This window comes from Amycolatopsis minnesotensis (assembly GCF_039529815.1).
GTDB lineage: Bacteria > Actinomycetota > Actinomycetes > Mycobacteriales > Pseudonocardiaceae > Amycolatopsis > Amycolatopsis minnesotensis.
Window position 1 is genome coordinate 198,859 of the sequence record NZ_BAAANN010000012.1, and the last position, 17,461, is coordinate 216,319.

14 protein-coding genes are annotated in these 17,461 nt (G+C 71.5%); 5 read left to right on the plus strand and 9 right to left on the minus strand.

The window, feature by feature from the left end; translation table 11 throughout:
- Positions 1-37: 37 nt before the first annotated feature.
- Together ABD256_RS17270 and ABD256_RS17275 are read right to left on the minus strand one after the other, a co-directional pair.
- Positions 38-523 (minus strand): single-stranded DNA-binding protein, encoded by a 486-nt coding sequence (locus ABD256_RS17270; protein WP_344419107.1) that lies wholly within the window; start codon positions 521-523, stop codon positions 38-40.
- Positions 524-700: 177 nt separating this feature from the next.
- Complete coding sequence (locus tag ABD256_RS17275) at positions 701-2,683, minus strand: bifunctional copper resistance protein CopD/cytochrome c oxidase assembly protein (RefSeq protein ID WP_425546466.1); 1,983 nt, start codon at positions 2,681-2,683, stop codon at positions 701-703.
- A 122-nt stretch (positions 2,684-2,805) separates the two neighbouring features.
- On the opposite strand from ABD256_RS17275, the gene ABD256_RS17280 reads away from it, so the two are divergent.
- Positions 2,806-3,444: a histidine phosphatase family protein gene (locus tag ABD256_RS17280; RefSeq protein ID WP_344419109.1), complete on the plus strand. Its 639-nt coding sequence runs from the start codon at positions 2,806-2,808 to the stop codon at positions 3,442-3,444.
- Here the strand turns inward: ABD256_RS17280 and ABD256_RS17285 are convergent.
- Positions 3,418-4,614, minus strand: coding sequence for an MFS transporter (locus ABD256_RS17285; protein WP_344419112.1), 1,197 nt, complete (start codon positions 4,612-4,614; stop codon positions 3,418-3,420). The genes ABD256_RS17280 and ABD256_RS17285 overlap by 27 nt on opposite strands.
- Before the next feature lie 64 nt (positions 4,615-4,678).
- On the opposite strand from ABD256_RS17285, the gene ABD256_RS17290 reads away from it, so the two are divergent.
- Both ABD256_RS17290 and ABD256_RS17295 read left to right on the plus strand, forming a co-directional pair.
- Positions 4,679-5,761 carry a LacI family DNA-binding transcriptional regulator gene (locus ABD256_RS17290; protein WP_344419115.1) on the plus strand — a complete coding sequence of 361 codons (1,083 nt, stop codon included), beginning with the start codon at positions 4,679-4,681 and terminating at the stop codon, positions 5,759-5,761.
- A 190-nt stretch (positions 5,762-5,951) separates the two neighbouring features.
- Positions 5,952-6,347: a peptidase inhibitor family I36 protein gene (locus ABD256_RS17295; protein WP_344419118.1), complete on the plus strand. Its 396-nt coding sequence runs from the start codon at positions 5,952-5,954 to the stop codon at positions 6,345-6,347.
- A gap of 131 nt (positions 6,348-6,478) precedes the next feature.
- Here ABD256_RS17295 and ABD256_RS17300 read toward each other — a convergent pair whose 3' ends face one another.
- The 4 genes from ABD256_RS17300 to ABD256_RS17315 form a co-directional block, all read right to left on the minus strand.
- On the minus strand, positions 6,479-8,296 hold the full coding sequence (locus ABD256_RS17300; protein ID WP_344419120.1) for a glycoside hydrolase family 2 protein: 1,818 nt from the start codon (positions 8,294-8,296) through the stop codon (positions 6,479-6,481).
- A gap of 96 nt (positions 8,297-8,392) precedes the next feature.
- A complete protein-coding gene (locus ABD256_RS17305; protein WP_344419123.1) occupies positions 8,393-8,707 on the minus strand; it encodes a hypothetical protein in 315 nt (104 codons plus the stop codon).
- A gap of 423 nt (positions 8,708-9,130) precedes the next feature.
- Entirely contained in the window at positions 9,131-9,841 is a 711-nt protein-coding gene (locus ABD256_RS17310; protein ID WP_344419125.1) for an ArsR/SmtB family transcription factor, read from the minus strand.
- Between the two features lie 51 nt (positions 9,842-9,892).
- Positions 9,893-10,351 (minus strand): MarR family winged helix-turn-helix transcriptional regulator, encoded by a 459-nt coding sequence (locus tag ABD256_RS17315; protein ID WP_344419127.1) that lies wholly within the window; start codon positions 10,349-10,351, stop codon positions 9,893-9,895.
- A 109-nt stretch (positions 10,352-10,460) separates the two neighbouring features.
- Here ABD256_RS17315 and ABD256_RS17320 point away from each other — a divergent pair, with 109 nt between their 5' ends.
- Together ABD256_RS17320 and ABD256_RS17325 are read left to right on the plus strand one after the other, a co-directional pair.
- Positions 10,461-10,847: a DUF5313 family protein gene (locus ABD256_RS17320; RefSeq protein ID WP_344419129.1), complete on the plus strand. Its 387-nt coding sequence runs from the start codon at positions 10,461-10,463 to the stop codon at positions 10,845-10,847.
- A 74-nt stretch (positions 10,848-10,921) separates the two neighbouring features.
- Entirely contained in the window at positions 10,922-14,464 is a 3,543-nt protein-coding gene (locus ABD256_RS17325; RefSeq protein ID WP_344419132.1) for an AAA family ATPase, read from the plus strand.
- A 48-nt stretch (positions 14,465-14,512) separates the two neighbouring features.
- Here ABD256_RS17325 and ABD256_RS17330 read toward each other — a convergent pair whose 3' ends face one another.
- The gene (locus tag ABD256_RS17330) at positions 14,513-16,525 is read right to left on the minus strand and encodes a bifunctional MFS transporter/dTMP kinase (RefSeq protein ID WP_344419135.1); all 2,013 of its coding nucleotides are present in this window, start codon (positions 16,523-16,525) and stop codon (positions 14,513-14,515) included.
- Positions 16,526-16,586: 61 nt separating this feature from the next.
- Positions 16,587-17,363, minus strand: coding sequence for a putative protein N(5)-glutamine methyltransferase (locus tag ABD256_RS17335; protein WP_344419137.1), 777 nt, complete (start codon positions 17,361-17,363; stop codon positions 16,587-16,589).
- Positions 17,364-17,461: the final 98 nt, after the last annotated feature.

The window sequence follows — 17,461 nt, forward strand, 5'->3', positions numbered from 1 at the left end:
CCGGCTGCGACACGCCGAGCCGACCTGGGCGCAGGGCTCATCGCACCACCGACGGCGCCGCGCCCGTGACGAGGGCGTTCACGTCGAACTCGCCGGAACCCGCGCGCGGCTCGGGCGGCGCGAAGCTCGGCAGCCCGGGAGTGTCCGGCGCCGCATCCCGGGAGTTCCGCCGCACGGTCGCGGTGCAGCGGGCGAGATTGGGTCCGACGGCCGATGCCTCAACCTCAGGTATAGACCGAGTCTGCCCGTCCGCCTCGTACTCGGAGGTGGACAACCGGCCCGTGACCACCACCGGGTCGCCCTTGCCGATCGACGCGAAGGCACCGCTGGCGAGCTTGCGCCAGCACGTCACCTTCACCGTCAGGTGCCGCCCGTCCACCCAGTCGTTCGTCTCCTTGTCGTACCGCCGCTCGTTGCTGCGGAGCCAGAACGACACCACCTCGTGCCCGCTGGGCACCGTGCGCCTGCTCAGCTCGCTGAGCACGTTCCCGACCACGGTGATCGGAGTTTCTCCCACGGCCATCGCCCTACCGCCTTCCTGCCGGAGTTCGTCGTTGTCCTCTGGCAAGAGTGGCCGCTGCCGGACGGTGCTGGCGGCGGCGGGCGGAATCTGTGGACAGCCCGGCGGCCTGTGCACAACCAGGCACGGCGCGGCCGGTGCCGGGGCGGTTGTGTCGGTGGGTTCTGCTAGCGGGCGCGGCTACTCGCCGTGCTGCCGCTCAGCTGTGCTTTTGCCATGGGAAAGCTGCTTCAGCATCGCGTTGTAGGCAGCCAGATCGGCGTCACCGGTCGCCTCCTCGCGGCGATCGTTGCGGCGCGCCTCCCGCTCGTCCGCGCGCGCCCACTGCACCAGCAGGGCGATCAGCACGAGCAGCACCGGCACCTCACCGGAGGCCCAGGCGATCCCGCCCCCGAGGCGCTGGTCGGTGAGCAGGTCGCCGACCCACGGCAGCTTGAGCGAGCGGTAGAAGGTCTCCCCGATCACCGTCTGCATGTTCATCAGGATCACCCCGAAGAACGCGTGGAACGGCATCGACGCGAACATCAGGCCGAGCTTCCCGAGCGGCGGCAGGCGGCGCGGCGCGGGATCGACGCCGATGAGCGGCCAGTAGAAGAGGTACCCCGACAGCAGGAAGTGGGCGTTCATCGCCAGGTGCGCCCAGTGGTAGTTCAGCGCGGAGTCGAAGAGGCCCGAGAAGTACAGGATGTAGAACGACCCGACGAACAGCACCAGCGCGACGATCGGGTGGGTCAGCACCCGCGAAACCCGCGAGTGGACGGCGGCCAGCAGCCACTCCCTCGGCCCGGGCGGCGCGCCCTTGCCCGCGACGGGCAGCGCGCGCAGCGCCAGCGTCACCGGGCCGCCCAGCACGAACAGCACCGGCGCCACCATCGACAGGAGCATGTGGTTGCCCATGTGCACGCTGAACATGGCGGGCGCGTACCGGCCGATCCCGGACGAGGTCGCGATCAGCAGGACGAAACACCCCGCCAGCCACGAGACGGTCCGGCCGACCGGCCACGCGTCGCCACGACGGCGCAGGCGCCGCACGCCGGCGAGGTACAGGGCGGCCAGCACGATCGCGGCGGTGCCGAAGAGCAGGTCGAACCGCCAGTCCAGCAGCAGCCGCAGCACGGTCGGCGGGCCGTCGAGGTCGTACCCGATCAGCAGCTCGGTGTTGGACGGCTGGGTGAACGTCTCCTGCGGCGGCGGGGTGCGCGCGAGCGCGGCGGCGATGCCGATGGTGACGAACATGACGAGCACTTCGACCCCGGCGAGCCGCACCAGCTGACCGCCCCCGGCACCGTCGACGAGGCCCTTCACACCTCGCTGGCGCTGCTGGTGCCCGAAGACGCCGAGCACGAGCAGCGCGACGATCTTGGCGACCACGAGCAGGCCGTAGTCCGTGCTGAGCAGGTCCTTCGGCGCGATCCGGACCAGCGCGTTCACCACCCCGGAAACCGCCATCACGATCCAGCAGACGAGTGCGATCTTGGAGAACCGCGTCGCGGCCAGCGTGAGATGCGCCGCCCGGCGCTTGCCGAGGACGAGCAGCGCCAGCAGGCCACCGACCCAGATCGCGGCGCCGACGAGGTGGAACAGCAGGCTGTTGGTGGCGAGGTCGTGCGAGCCGCCGCTCGCGGAGTGCCCGGTCACGGCCACCGGGACGAGCCCGAACACGGCGAGGAAGAACAGCGCCGTCGACCAGCCCCACGACAGCGCGAGGCGGCAACCGAGCGCGAGCAGGAGCGCGATCAGCGAGGTGATGAGCCACGCCTTCGGCTGTTCGATCGCGTCCACGAGGTCGAGCAGCACCGTCGGCGACAACAGTTCGGCGACCGGCTTGCCCGCGCCGTCCGCGGCGGTGAAGTACACCGACGCGATCGAGGCCGCGAACCACACCCAGGAAGCCACGCCCGCCGCCCGCAGTGCCGCGTAGCCGTCGACGCTGAGCGTCCCCGACCGCTGTGGTGGCACCAGGAACGCGGACACCAGCAGCGACCCGATCGCCACCACGGACGCCGCCTCGGCGAGCACGCGGACGATCGTGATGCCGTAGCGCGTGACGAGACCCGGATCCGGCAGGCCGGCGATCACGTACCCGGCGCCACCGGTCGCCGCCACCAGCCCGACCGCGAGCAGTGCGGCCAGCGCGACGCACACCAGGACCAGCGGGAGCACACCCGCCCGCCGCCGCACGGGCTCCGGGGATGGTGTCGGGGTTGCTACACGTTCTGCTGGCACGTCACGAGGGTAGGCCGGACGCGAGCGAGACCGGCGTCGCACCCGGCAAGATGGGACTCGTGAGGATCATCCTGTTGCGGCACGCCGAATCACTCGGGAACGTCGACGAACTCGCCTACACCCGCATTCCCGACCACGCGCTCCCGCTCACCGACGCGGGACGCGCGCAGGCGGTGCGCACCGGTGCCGGGATCAGGGACCTCATCGGGGATGAACCGGCCGCCGTGTACGTCAGCCCGTACCTGCGCACGACCGAGACGTTGCGGCTGCTCGCCATCGACGACCTGTGCGAGCGGGTGGTGCCGGAGCCGCGGCTGCGCGAGCAGGACTGGGGAAACCTGCAGGACCCGGACGACCAGGAGGTGCAGAAGCAGCGGCGGCACGAGTTCGGGCACTTCTTCTACCGGCTGCCGTTCGGGGAATCCGGCGCGGACGTCGACGACCGCGTCGCGGCGTTCCTGAGCGAACTGGAAGCACATGCCGTCAGCCACCCGCGGACGGTTCTGGTGATCTCGCACGGGCTGACGATCCGGTTGCTGTGCCGTCGCGTGTTCGCCTGGAGCGTCGACCTGTTCGAGTCACTGTCCAATCCGGACACCTGCGAGTTCAGGACGCTGACCGGTGACGGCGACGGCTGGAAGCTCGACCGGCCGTTCGTGCAGTGGCGCGAGTCACCGGACGGCTCCGGGCAGGGCTGATTCCTTGCGCCTGCCCTCGGCGGCCTTGGCGCGCCCGGCACCGATCGCGGCAGGCGCGATCAGCACCGCGATCACCGCGACCACGACGAACGACCCGGCGTACGAGGTGACCTGGGCGATGCCGCCGATCATCGGCGGCCCGGCGAGGAAGCCGGTGTAGGCGATCGCGGTGACGAACGCGATCTCCCGCTCGCCACCGCTGCCGTCCTCCCGTTTCCCGGCCTCCCCTGCCAGGCCGAGCGCGACCGGGAACGAGGCGGCGAGCCCGGCGCCGGCGAGGGCGAACCCGGCGAAACCCACTGCGGGCACCGGAACCAGTGCCGCGCTCACAAGGCCCACGCCCGCCAGCAGCGCGCCGAACGCCAGCGTCCTGGTCGGCCCGATCTTCTGCTGGAGCCAGGAACCGCCGAGCCTGGCGAACGCCATCGCCAGCGAGAACACCGAAAACGCGAGCGCGCCCGCGCCCTGCCCGACGCCGTGGACGTTGACCATGAGCATCGCCGACCAGTCCGAGCTGGCGCCCTCCGCGATCGCCGAGGCCAGCGCGACCGCCGCGAGCAGCCACAGCACCGGCCTGCGCGCGGGCGCGACCCGCGGCGCCGTCGCCTTCTCGTGGTGCGGCGGCCGGGTGCCCGGCACGTCGCGGAGCACCACCAGCAGCACCACGATCGCGAACGCACCGGCGACCGCGAGGTGCCTGTCCGGTGTCCAGTCGTGGGACGCGGCCAGCCCGGCGGCGGCGGAGCCGATCAGCGCGCCGACGCTGAACCCGGCGTGGAACAGCGGCATGATCGGCTTGCCCTCGTCGCGCTCCACCTGCACGGCCGCGATGTTCATGGCGACGTCGAGCACGCCGACCGAGGCGCCGAGCACGAGCAGTTCGACGCCGAAGAGCGGGACGGACGTGGTGGCCCCGATCGCGGGCAGCAACAGCCCCGCGATCACCACGGACACCGCGATCATCAGGCGGGTGCCCGTCCGCTCGACGAGCCTGCCCGAGACCACGGCGGCCAGCAGCATGCCGACGCTCGCACCGAGCAACGCCAGCCCGAGCGGCCCCGGTTCGGCGTGCATCTGACCGGAGAGCGCGGGCACCCTCGGTGCCCACGAGCCGAGCGCCGCGCCGTTCAGCGCGAAGACCACGATAACGGCAGTTCGCGGGGAAACCATTGCCCCAGAGTGACTTAAGCGCTTCAGAAAGTCCACCGTTTCAGCGGGGACGTAGACTCGAGTGGTGACCAGCCCACGTCGCCGGAGACCGACGCTCGACGACGTCGCGGACGCGGTCGGGGTGTCGAGGGCGACCGTTTCGAACGCCTACAACCGGCCGGACCAGCTTTCGGCAGGGCTGCGGGCCGAGGTCCTGCGCGCGGCGAAGAAACTCGGCTACTCGGGCCCGAACCCGGTCGCCCGCAGCCTCGCCACCAGCCGCACCGGCGCCATCGCCGTGCTGCTCGACACCGGTTTGTCCGCGGCGTTCTCCGATCCCGCCCTCTCGATCACGCTCGACGCGCTGGCCGGTGCGGTCGACCCCGGCGGGCACGCGCTGCTGATCCTGCCCGGCGGCGACGACGGCGGCCCCAACGCGGGCCGGGTGCTGGCCGCGCAAGCGGATCTCGCCGTCGCGTACTCGCTCGCCGATCACGCACCGGCGTTGAAGGCGATCCGGGAGCGCGGGCTCCCGCTCGTCGTGATCGACCAGCCGCACGTCCCCGGCTCGGCGAGGGTCAGCGTCGACGATCGCGGCGGTGCCGAACTGGCGGCACGGCACCTTCTCGAACTCGGTCATCGCCGGTTCGCCGTGCTTTCCGCGCAATGCCTTTCCGCTCCGCGAGGCGGGCCGTTGTCACCCGAAGAGGCGAAACGGTCGTTGTTCCGCGACAACAGGGAGCGCTTCGCGGGGTACCTCGGCCCGATCGCGGCGGCCGGGATCGCCGAGCACGACGTGCTGATCATGGAAACTTCGGGGACTTCCCGCGAGGTGGCCATGGCTTCCGCGCGGGCGCTGCTGGCGCACGAGCCGAGGCCGACCGCGATGCTGTGCATGTCGGACGAGCTCGCGCTGGCCACGCTGGCGGTCGCGCGCCAGCTCGGGCTCGCGGTGCCGTCCGACCTGTCGATAGTGGGATTCGACGACGCGCCGGGCGCCGCGTGGGCAGCTCCCGGTCTCACGACGGTCCGCCAGGATCTCGTCCGGAAAGGACGGCTGGCGGGCGAGTTCGCCGTGCGGCTCCTCGACGGCGAGAAGGCACCGCCGCCGGTGACGCTGGCCGTCGATCTCGTCGTACGGGATTCCACCGCGCCCCCGCGCCCTTAGCGCCTTTCCGGACGCGGCACAACCATTCTCGCCGAATTGTGGACAACTTTTCGGGTGACACCACTTTGTCCACAAATACGGAAACGGCGCTGACAAACCGGCCGGCCACCGGCATCGTTGCAGAAGTCGAATTCATCGCGGGAACCCCGCCGGGCGGGGCCACCTCCACAGCTATCCGGGGAGAACTGTCATGTCATTGAAGAAGCCGATCCTGCGTGCAAGGCTGCCGCGGGTACTGGTGCTCACGGCCATGGGCCTGCTGTGCTGCGGTGGGGTCGCCCAAGCGGGCACGGCACCCGGACAACCTCCCGCGGCCTGCACGCAGGGTGAGTTCTGTTCCTGGGCGGACGAGTTCTACGGCGGTCGCACCGAGCGGCTCGACCTCCGGCTCGCCAATCCCGGGGAATGCATTCCGCTGGCGAACGAACTGGAGGCACGGTCGTTCGCCAACCGGATGGACCGGGATGTGACCGTCTACCAGGGGCGGGATTGTTCCACCGAAGGCGATTTCACCACCTATCCCGGGCATGGCACCTTCGTGCCGCAGGCCCACTACGTGATCAGGGCGATCCAGATCTGGGACTGACCCGTCCCACGGTCGGATGCCGTGACCGCTCCCCAGCGGACGGGGGAGGTTTGGCCGCACGGCATCGGCGGGGTGTGCCACAGCCCCGCGGTGGGCGCGCCGCCGTCGATGGCGCGCCCACCCACGGCCGGTCAGTGCCCCTCCGGCCGGTGGGCGCCGACCTCCTCCGGGGCCACGGCCACCGCGCGGCGCCGGAGGATCGCGCGGACCCGCTCCGGGTCGAGCTTCGGTTCCCGGCCCGCGGTCAGCAGGCCGTTGCGCTCCTGCTCGGTGTCGGTCAGCTGGGTGTAGCAGAATCCGGCCAGCTCCGGGGAAGCGAGCACGGCGGACACCAGTTCGTCGAGCCGCTCGGCGAAGTCCTCGTCGTCCCGCACGGTCGAGTACCCGAACCATTTCTCGTCGGCGTCCGGCACAGGGGAAAGGCCGCCGAACTCGCTCAGCAGGACGGGCACGGCGCCCGGTCCGCCCGGCTGGAGAAGGAGGCGGCGGCCACCCGGCCTGCCCGCGTCCATGGTCCGGCGCAGCGACTCCGCATCGCCGTACCTGGCACGCAACGACGCTCCGCTGGGGGCGTAGTCGTGCACGCCGTGAAAGTCGGCATCGGCGATTTCCCAGCCGTCGTTGGAGATCACCGGCCGCGACGGGTCGACGGCCTTGGTCAGGTGGTACAGCGCGGAGGCGAAATGCGCCTGCGCGGGAACGGAGGCGATGTCCGGCACACCCCAGCTCTCGTTCAACGGGACCCACGCGACGACGCACGGATGGCTCCGGTCACGCCGGACGATCTCCTGCCATTCGGCGGTGTAGCGGCTCACGGCGGCCGGTGAGTACTCGTAGGCGGCCGCGCTTTCACCCCACACCACCAGCCCCAGCCGATCGCACCAGTGCAGGAAGCGCGGGTCCTCGGCCTTCTGGTGCACCCGCACCCCGTTGAACCCGAGTTCCTTGATCAGCTCCACCTCGCGGCGCAGCGCGTCCCCGTCCGGCGCCGCGAGGTGCGACTCCGGCCAATAACCCTGCTCCAACACCATACGAAGGAAGTACGGCACGTGGTTCAGCAGGAAGCGCCCGTCCGCGACCCCGACCTCACGAAACCCGAGATAGCTCCGCACGGCGTCATCACCGGCGTCCACCGAAGCGTCGACGAGCACGGGCTGCTCGGGAGACCAGAGCAGCCGGTGCCGGTCCTCGCCGTGCCGCAACGCGGCGACGGCGACCTCGAACCGGAACGCCGTGCCGTCCACCCACACCGACTGGTCGGCGAGGGTCTCGTCGCCGAGCCGGAGGCGCACCCGGACGGTCGTCCCACCGGCCGCGGTGGCCGACAGCTCGCCCTCGCAGGTCACGGAGGCGGCGGCGATGTGCGGTGTCCAGTGCAGCCGGGTGAGGTGCACCGGCGGGACCACCTCCAGCCACACGGGCTGCCAGATGCCGGTGGTCCGGTGGTACCAGATGGCATGCGGCTCGCGCTGCCAGTCCTGCTTGCCGCGCGAACGCGTCCCGTCCCCGATCGGGTCCTTCGCGCGGACGACGAGCCGCTGCGAAGGGGCGCGCTCGTCGAGCAGGTCGGTGATGTCGAGTGCGAACGGCGTCTGGCCGCCTTCGTGCACTCCGGCGAGCAGCCCGTTGACCCAGACCGCCGCCTCGTGGTCGACCGCGCCGAAGTGCAGCACGACGCGATGGCCCTCCTCGACCCGGCCGGCCGTGAAGTCGCGCCGGTACCAGACGATCTCGTGCGGTTCGGTCACGTGCACACCGGACAGCCGGGACTCCGGTGGGTAGGGCACGGTGATCGTCCGGTCGAAGGCGGCGTCCCGCGCCCGGCCGCGCGTGAACCACTGCCGCGCGCGACCGGCGTCGGCGTCGTCGAAGGCGAAATCCCAGACCCCGCCGAGGTCCTGCCGTCCTGGACGGGCCAGCTGTGGTCGCGGGTGCACCTCGTCGGGCACTGCGGGCTCCCTTCACGTCTTGCCGTTGTGCCTCCACCGTGCCATCCGGGGCCGGTCCGCGCCCACTCCGGCGGATCTGACTGTCCACAAGGGAATTCAGGCCGCGCCGTCGCGGTAGGCGGCGGCCCGGATCTCGAACAGCTCGAAGTACCGGCCGCGCAGCCGGATGAGCTCGGCATGCGTGCCCTGCTCGGCGATCCGGCCCCGGTCGAGCACCACGATCCGGTCCGCGGTGCGGATGTTCGCGAGCCGGTGGGTCACCAGCACGGTGGTGCGTCGCCGGTCGTGGCCACCGCTGGCGTGCCGCAACCCGGCGAAGACCCGCGCCTCGGCCTTGGCGTCGAGCGCGGCCGCGGGCTCGTCGGCCACCAGTACCGCGGCGTCCCGGTAGATGCCCCGTGCGATGCCCATCCGCTGCCGCTGCCCGCCCGAAAGGTCCTGGCCGTCGTTGAACTGCTTCTACAACACAGTCGCTCCCCCAGGCGCAACGAGTCGAGCACCTCGTCCGCGCCGGACTTCGTGACGGCCTCCGCCCACGCCGCGAGATCGGGATCGGTGCGGCCGAGCCTGCCGACGGTCACGTGGTGCTTCGCGGTCATCGGTCACTGCGCGGGCTCCTGTGCGATCACGGCGATCGCGTCGGGCACCGAGTGCCGGTCCGCGTCGGCCGGATCGACGTCGTCCCACCGCACGGACCCTGCCGTGGGCGGATACGGATCAGCTTCCCGCGAGTGCCACATTGTTCGCGTTGTTCGCGTTGTGCATGAACCGGTCATCGTGCCCGGCGCGGTCATGAGTCCAAGGCTTGTTCGTCACCCCGGTCATGAGCGTTGGTCAGGTCAGCAGCGTGTCGTCCTCGATGCCGAGCAGATCGCGCAAGGCGACGGCGCCCGCCGGGGTGAGGCGGACCGCCCGCCCCGTCCCGCTGCGCCGGATCCAGCCGTTTTCCCGGAAACGGCGGTGGATCTGGGCGCCGGAGGCCCCGGCGAGGTGCGAGCGCCGTTCGGTCCAGTCGAGGCACGCCTTCGCGAGCGGCCGCCGGGTGGCCCGCAGCCGCCCGGGGTCGACCGCGAGCGGACCGGTGAGCCAGTCCATCCCGGCCTTGGTCAGTGCGAACCCGTCCCTGGCCTCGATCAGTCCTCGCCCGGTCATCGCGTCGGTGATCGCCACGCCGAGCCGCCCCGCGAGGTGGTCGTAACAGGTCCGGCCGCGAGCGAGCGCGGCGGAAGCGGTGGCCACCTTCAAGGTGTTCCCCCGCTCGTCGACGGGGCCGAGGAAGGCGACGAAATCCTCCAGCATCGCCGCCACCCGATGGCTGGCCAGCTGGACGTACCGGTGCCTCCCCTGCCGTCGTTCGACGACGAGACCACCCTCGACCAGGCGGTTGAGGTGCTCGGTCGCGGTCGACGCGGCCACCTTCGCCTGCGCGGCGAGCTCACCCGCCGTCCACGCCCTGCCGTCGAGCAGGGCGAGGCAGAACCCGGCCCTGGTGCTGTCGGCGAGCAAGGCGGCGAGGCGTGCCACCTCCGCGCTCCTGGACGTCATACCGCTGATTGTGCACGGCGTCGTTTCGGCCGCGACCGAAACGACGCCGGGTCAGAGCGCGTCCGCCTTGCGGGTAGCACTGATGACGCCGGACAGCGCGGCGTGCAGGCGTTCGAGTTCGGCGAGTTCCATGCCGAGTTCCTCGACCACGCGGTAGGGGATCTTCTCGGCCTCTTTGCGCAGTTCCTTGCCCTTCACGGTCAGCTCGACCAGGAGCTGGCGCTCGTCCGCGGCACTGCGGGTGCGGGTGACGTAGCCGATGGCTTCCAGCCGCTTCAGCAACGGCGAAAGGGTGGCGGGCTCGGCGCGCAGCACCTCGCCCAGTTCCTTGACCGAGCGCGGCGAAGCCTCCCACAGCGCGAGCAGCACCAGGTACTGCGGATGCGTGAGCCCGTGCGGTTCCAGCAGCGGCCGGTAGATCGCGATCACACTGCGCGAGGCCACCGACAGCGCGAAGCACACCTGCCGGTCCAGCGCGAGCGGGTCAGGGCCCAGATCGATCGACGCCATCCGCCACCTCCTCCCGATCCGGCACCACCCTACCCAGGGCGACGGCGGTCACTTTTACTTAGCGCACTAATGATTAGTGTACTATCCAACAGGAGCCCGGAGGTGCGAAATGGAACGCGTACGCCCGAACCCCCTGCTGTGGATCTGGTACGCCTTCGGCGGCAAGCTGCCCGCGAAGCACCGCGGCTGGGTGTTCCACGACATCACCGCCAGCACCTGGATGTGGCGGCACGCCGCGCGCACCACGGTGCTCGTCACCCCGCTGGTGCTGGTCTGGCTGCTGCTGCCCGGCCCGCTCGGCCTGCGGCTCGCGCTGTGCCTGATGGCCGCGCTGGTCGGCTACTTCTATTCGTTCGCCTACATGGACGAGAGCTGCGAACACCGGATCGCCAAGAACGGATTCGCCTACGGCGCGGGCAGGCGGCAGCGCGCGCTCGCCAAGGAGGAAGCCGAGGCCGAAATCCACGCCAGGTACATCGCGCGGTATCGCCGGTAGTTCCGCGGTTCCCGGTACCCCTCCCGGACGGGCGTCCTAGAGTGCGACTGCACCGGACGATCGCGGGGGAACACATGACGGGCTCTGCCCTGCCGGACCATCTCGAACTGCTGCTGACCGACGAGCCCGTGCTCGACGTGTACGCGTACGGCCCGTGGCGGGTGCCGGACGGCTGCTACGAGGAGGTCGGCGACCGCGCCGAGGAGTTCAACCGCGACCCGAGGCTGGCCGACCTGCCGTGCGAGCTGATCGACTTCTACCGCGAAGGCACGACGGCGGCCGGGGCGGAGCTGGTCACGGTGGTGAACCACCTGCCCGGGGTCGGGGCGGTGCGGTCCGGGAGCCGGGGCGACATCCAGTGGGAGATGGTCGGGGGGTTCGCGGCCACCAGGTACACCCCGGATCGCAACCCTGCCCTGTGGTACTCGGTCGCGGACGACCAGTACCGCCCGCCCGCCAACTGGCTGCTGATCGCCGCCGGTACCGACCGGGGCCGTCGCGAGCTGGCGTTTTCCCTGCTCCCCGACTGCCTTGGGGTCTTCGCGGGAATCGCTCCGCTGGAGGAGCGGCGGAACGCACTGCTCGCCCTGCACCGGAAGGTCACCGCGGACGCGGAACTCTACGAACAGGTCCTGACCGCACCGATGGCGAGGGTCAACGAGCTGTGGGCGAGCGCCGCCGACGACGAGATCCTCGCCGTGCTCCCGGAGCTGGCCGGCCCGGTCGCCCATTTCGAGTGGGTGTGCCAGGGATTCTTCGCGGCGCACGACCGCCTGCGGTCGTTCTTCCCCGGTGACGCGAAGGACATCGCGCTCGCCAGGCTGCTGCTGCACGCCGGGATCCGCGAGGAGCCGGTCGAGCTCAGCGTCATCGACAACCAGGGCTTCGAAGGCTCGGTCCACGAGCAGCTGAACCGGCTGGCCGCGGGGTTCGACCCGATCGGCTGGCGCTCGGAGATCCGGAATTGGCTGGCCAGGTGCCTGCTGGCGGGTGAGGGCGACACCTGCCGCGCGTGGCTCGACATGGCGGTGCGGCTGACCGCGACCGTGCAGGGCCTGCCGGGTCCCCCGGCCTTCACCACCGACTGCGGGATCCCGGTCATGCAGTTCCAGAAGGATCTCCGCCAGCTGTTCGGCGAACGCCGCACCGTGCCGAACCGGCTGGCCGCGCGGCTCGGCACCGGGAACGCCGGATCACGGGCAACGCCGCCGAAGCCGGAAGAACCGCTGACCCGCCTGCTCGGGCAGCCCGCGCTGACCGCTGCCCTGCGTGCCGCCGCGGCCGACGCCGCCGACGGCAAGCTGGCACGGATGCTCGTCGCGGGTCCGGAAGGCAGCGGCCGCCGTACCGCCGCGGATCTGATGGACCGCGAGCTCCGCCTGCGCGGCGGCCCTGGCACGGTGTGGCTGCACGACGAGGTGTTCACCGACATGGACACCACCATGGCGGTGAAGACACTGGCGGCCGCGGTCGGCGACTGCGCGGACGGCGGGCTGCTCGTCATCGACGGCTTCGACCGGCTGCTGGGCTACCGGTGCGGCGCGGCGGCGGCCGAGGAGCTGCGAAGGCAGTTGCGCCGCAACCGAAAGCACGTGATCGTCCTTTGTGGACCAGGCGGCGACCAGCGCGTGCTCGACGCGAACCCGGCCCTGCACCAGGTTTTCCGGGTGGCACTGACGAAGGAGTTCACCGAGAAGGCGTTCGGTGACCTGTTCGCGCGTGCCGTCGGCGAACGCGGCGGCACGCTGTCCGGCGCCGTGGCCACGACGGGCGGGGTCCTGCTCTCGCGGACACCGGGATTCGGCAACCTGCGGGGCGCGCGGCTCGCCGAGCACCTGGCCGAGCGGTCGGTGGCGGCGGCACGGAAACGGTCGAAGAGCGGGCGTGCCAGGACGGTGCGAGTGACCCCGGCTGATCTGCCGCAACGGCTGGCGCCCGGCGGTTCGGGAGCCGCGGACCCCCAGGCCGAACTGGACGCCTGCGTCGGCCTCGAACCGGTGAAGCGGGAGATCGCGCTGTTCGTCGCCGAGGAGAAGGCGGCGAAGCTGCGGCGCGAGTCGGGGATGGCGGCGACCTCGCGGCCGCGGCACTTCGTGTTCACCGGCGGGCCCGGCACCGGGAAGACCACCGTGGCCAGGATCGTCGGCCGGATGTTCGCCGCGCTGGGGGCGCTGCCGGCGGGCCATCTGGTGACGGTGGACGCGACCGACCTGGTGACCGGATGGGCGGGCGACATCAGTGCCGGTGTCCGCCGGGTGGTCGACCGCGCGCTCGGCGGCGTGCTGTGCGTCGAGGACGCGCACGCGCTGCAGGCCACGAGTTCGGACGACAGCAGGCCGCGCGAGGCGATGAACGCGCTGCTCGCCGCGGTGCAGGCGCATTCGGATAACCTGCTCGTCGTGCTGACCGGTCCGGACGCCGGGGTGAACGGACTGCTCAAGGCCGAGCCGGATCTCGCCGTGCACTTCGGGAAGGTGCTGAGGTTCCCCAACCTCAGCGCGGACGAGTTCACCGGGGTGTTCGCGCGCAAGGCGGAAGAAGCCGGGTTCGAGCTGCGCGGCGGCGTGCTCGAGAAGATCAGGAGCCTGCTCGCCTCGACGACGAACGGCACCGCGGGCAACGCGCGGACGGCCGTCACCCTGCTCGACCGCACGATCGCCCTGCAGGCGCGGCGGATCCTCGCCGACGGCGTGGTCGACGAGGACGAGTCGCTGCACGAGATCTTCGCCGAGGACGTGCCGGACGCGCTGACGCCCGCGACACGGGTGGAGCTGCCGAGCGACCCGCTGGCCGAGATCGACGGCCTGATCGGGCTCGACGCGGTCAAGCACGAGGTCCGGCTGCTCGTCGCCGAGGCGAAGGCCGACCGGCTGCGCCGCGACGCGGGGATCCCGCTGTCCGCGCCGACGAGGCACCTGGTGTTCACCGGCAACCCCGGCACGGCGAAGACCACGATCGCGCGGCTGGTCGCCGCGGTCTACGGCGAGCTCGGGCTGCTCTCCTCGGGCCACCTGGTCGAGGTCACCAGCAGCGACCTGATCGCCGAGTACCTCGGGCAGACCGCGCCGAAGGTCCGCGCGGCCGTCACGCGCGCGCTGGGCGGCGTGCTGTTCATCGACGAGGCGTACGCGCTGACACCGGCGGCGAACTGGGACGACTACGGCAAGGAGGCGCTCGCCGAGCTGTTGAAGGGAATGGAGGAACACCGGGAGGACCTGGTCGTGATCGTCGCCGGGTATGCGGGCGAGATGACGAAGTTCCTCGCCTCGAATCCCGGGCTGTCCTCGCGATTCCCCAGCACGCTGCACTTCCCCGACTACAGCGACGACGAGCTGGTCGCGATCTTCACCGCGATGGCGGCGAAAGGGGGCCTCGCGCTGGCGGACGGGGTCGAGGACGGGGTTCGTGCCGTGCTGCGGGCGACCGCGCGCGGCACCTCCTTCGGCAACGGGCGCTACGTCCGCAACCTGCTCGATCGCGCGATCGCCTTGCAGGCCGACCGGATCACCGCCGCCGACACCCCGGTCGACGCGGAGCAGGTCCGCCTGCTGACGCCGGGCGACCTCCCGCCCGCACCCGCGCCGAGCGGCGACCCGCTGGCAGGCCAGTACCTCTGACCGAACACAATGGACAGCCACCGGCCACAAAGGACAGCCGGGGAGAACTCACGCGGGCAGCGCGGGGTCGTACGCGGGCGTTGGCACCGAGAACCGGCCGGTCAACGCCGCCCAGACGGCGAACCGGACCCGCTCGGCCACCTCGTCCTCACCGCCGTCGCCGGACACCACCAGGTATCGGGCCGGGCTGGTGGTCGCCATCTCCCGCAGTACCTCCCGCACCTGCCACTGCGCGTCACCGCTCGAAGCGGACTCGGGAGCGGTGTCGAGCAGCACCACCAGATCGGGCCGCAGCGTGCCGGCGGCCCAGAACGCGAGGCCGTCGACCTCGTCGGCGTCGAGCCCGGTCGCCACGCACAGGTGCGCGATCGGGGAGTCGGCGAACCGCTCCATCACCACGATCGACCCGGCGTCCAGCGCGGGCTGGACGGACCGGTCGACGATATCGGCGCGGACCGCGGCGGCGGCGAGCGCGCGGGCCCTCGGCCCGGACAGCGACGCGAGCGAGGTGAGCGCGGTCAGGCGGTCGTCGTCCAGGACCGGATCGCTCGCCAGCAGCACGTCCCGTTCACCGGTGCCGAGCCAGTCCGCGAGCCGCCGCGCCTGTGCGCCGGTACTGGCCGCCGTGGTGCCTTCGACCGTGATCAGCATCCCGGTGACGCGTTTCGCCCGCCAGCTCATCGCGTCGCGGATGGCGCGCAGGATCGGTTCGCGGCGCGTGGCCGCACCCATCTGGCGGTGTGCCACCGCGCCGACGGCGATCGCCAGCACACCGGCGCCGAGGATGACCGGGCGCGTGCCGTCGATCTGGATCGGGTCGCCCCACACCGTCATCTTCCACGAGCTGACGAGCGTCACCAGCAACGGCGTCACCGCGATCGAACACCCGACCACGACCTTGAGCATGGACTGGTAGACCGCGTTGATCCGGCCGCGCATGCCGTCGTCGACGCGGGAGCCGATGATCGTGATGCCGGTGAGGAAGGCCGCGCCGGCACACGCCCCGACGATCGCGACGACGACGAGGGAGAACGCGAGCATCGGCGAAAGCGCGACGCCGAGCAGCGCGATCCCGGCGACCACGATCGCGACGCCGAACAGCCTCTCGTGCGGGAGGCGGCGAGCCAGCTTCGGCGCACCGATCATGCCGGTGACCAGGCCCGCGAACAGCGCGATGAGCAGCAGCCCGAACGTCGCCTGTCCACCCAGCAGGCTGAGCGCGTACGGCTGGGCGGCGCCGACCACGGCACCGCCCGCGGCGAACGCGCCCATCATCCCGATCAGCAGGCCCCGGACGAGCGGAGTGCCCCGGATGTACCGGACGCTGTCGCGCAGCATCGCGAGCACGCCTTGCTTCTCTTCGTCGGAGCCGGACGCCGCCCCGGACGAAGGCGCGCCGCGCAGGGACAGTTCGGGCAGGCGCGTCGCGATGGTGACCGCGCTCGTCAGGTACAGCGCGGCGGCGATCAGGACGGCGAGCTTGAGCAACCCGTTCGCGCCGAAGAGGTCGTGCGGCAGGTGCAGCGCGGTGCCCGCGCCGGAGACCGCGACGAACAGGCCCCCGCCGACCGCGACGGAGAAGCCGTAGGTCATCACCAGGCCCAGCTGCGCCGCCGATTCGATCTGGTCCGGCCTGCGGAGCAGGTTCGGCAGCGCGGCGTCCTTGCACGGGATCCACATGATGGTGGCGACCTGGGTCAGGAAGGTGCCGACGAAGATCCACCAGTAGGTGTCCATCAGGACGATGGACACGAGCAGGGCGCAGCGCACGAGATCGGCGGCGGCCATCACCTTGCGGCGGTCGAAGCGGTCCGCGAGCAGGCCGCCGATCGGAGCGAACAGCAGCCCCGGCAGCAGGTTGGCGAACAGGACCCCGCTGAACGCGAAGTTGAGCCCGGTGCTGCCAGGGGCGATCGCGCTGGCGAGCCCGGCGAGGCTCAGCACGGTGAGCCAGTCAGCGGAGCTGCACACCCCGGTGACCAGCCACAGCCGTCGAAACGGGCGTAACGCCAGTACCCGGCGCGCCCGGTGGATCGTGGTCGCTTCCGCTTCCCCCGACAACGACCTCCCCTTCCCTGCTACCCCGCGGCGACCCTATCCCGGTGCCGTCCAGGCACCCCGGTCAGCCCACATGGCCGATCACGACGGTCGCGGACAGTGCATCGCAAGTGACCACGTGTGGGCGCAACCCGTTGGCGGACAGGGCTTCCGCGGTCCGCTCCGCCTGGCGCCCGCTGGTCTCGACCAGCAGGTGCCCGCCAGGCGCGAGCCAGCGCGGCGCACCGGCCGCGACGCGGCGATGCAGGTCGACGCCGTCGAGACCGCCGTCCAGTGCCGTGCGCGGCTCGTGCTCGCGGGCCTCCGGCGGCATGAGCGCGATCTCCTCGCGAGGCACGTACGGCGCGTTGACGAGGAGCGAATCGACGCGGCCGAGCAGGGACCCGGGCAGCGCGTCGTAGAGATCGCCTTCGTGCACCTCCCCCGCGGTCACGTTGCGGCGGGCGCACCGGACCGCCACGGGATCGATATCGGCGGCGTGCAGTTCGACGCGCCCGCCCATCGCCGCCGCGACGGCGACACCGAGCGCACCCGTGCCGCAGCACAGGTCGACCACGACCGCGCCGGGTCCGATGCGCTCGATGGCCTGCCGCACCAGCAATTCGGTGCGGCGGCGGGGCACGAAGACCCCGGCGTCCACGACGATCCGGCGGCCGTGGAACTCCACCCAGCCGACGACGACCTCGAGCGGCACGCCCTCGACCCGGCGGCGCACCATCTCCCCGAGTTCGGCCCGGTCACGCGCCGAGCCGAGCAGAAGCCGCGCCTCGTCCTCGGCGAAGACGCAGCCCGCGCCGCGCAGGGCGTCCACAATGGCGGATTCGGACCAGGAAACGGACATTCGAGTGCCTTTCACAGAAACCGCGCGATCGCGCGGTTCCCAGCACGGACGTTCCGATGTGGACCGTCGGGCTTGTCGGGACGGGAGCGGCGAGCCAG

What these genes read in the sequence shown, in the direction of transcription:
- ABD256_RS17270 (WP_344419107.1), bottom strand. Translation starts at nt 523, where the DNA reads ATGGCCGTGGGAGAAACTCCGATCACCGTGGTCGGGAACGTGCTCAGC.
- ABD256_RS17285 (WP_344419112.1), bottom strand. Translation starts at nt 4,614, where the DNA reads ATGGTTTCCCCGCGAACTGCCGTTATCGTGGTCTTCGCGCTGAACGGC.
- ABD256_RS17295 (WP_344419118.1), top strand. Translation starts at nt 5,952, where the DNA reads ATGTCATTGAAGAAGCCGATCCTGCGTGCAAGGCTGCCGCGGGTACTG.
- ABD256_RS17305 (WP_344419123.1), bottom strand. Translation starts at nt 8,707, where the DNA reads ATGGGCATCGCACGGGGCATCTACCGGGACGCCGCGGTACTGGTGGCC.
- ABD256_RS17310 (WP_344419125.1), bottom strand. Translation starts at nt 9,841, where the DNA reads ATGACGTCCAGGAGCGCGGAGGTGGCACGCCTCGCCGCCTTGCTCGCC.
- ABD256_RS17315 (WP_344419127.1), bottom strand. Translation starts at nt 10,351, where the DNA reads ATGGCGTCGATCGATCTGGGCCCTGACCCGCTCGCGCTGGACCGGCAG.
- ABD256_RS17320 (WP_344419129.1), top strand. Translation starts at nt 10,461, where the DNA reads ATGGAACGCGTACGCCCGAACCCCCTGCTGTGGATCTGGTACGCCTTC.
- ABD256_RS17325 (WP_344419132.1), top strand. Translation starts at nt 10,922, where the DNA reads ATGACGGGCTCTGCCCTGCCGGACCATCTCGAACTGCTGCTGACCGAC.
- ABD256_RS17335 (WP_344419137.1), bottom strand. Translation starts at nt 17,363, where the DNA reads ATGTCCGTTTCCTGGTCCGAATCCGCCATTGTGGACGCCCTGCGCGGC.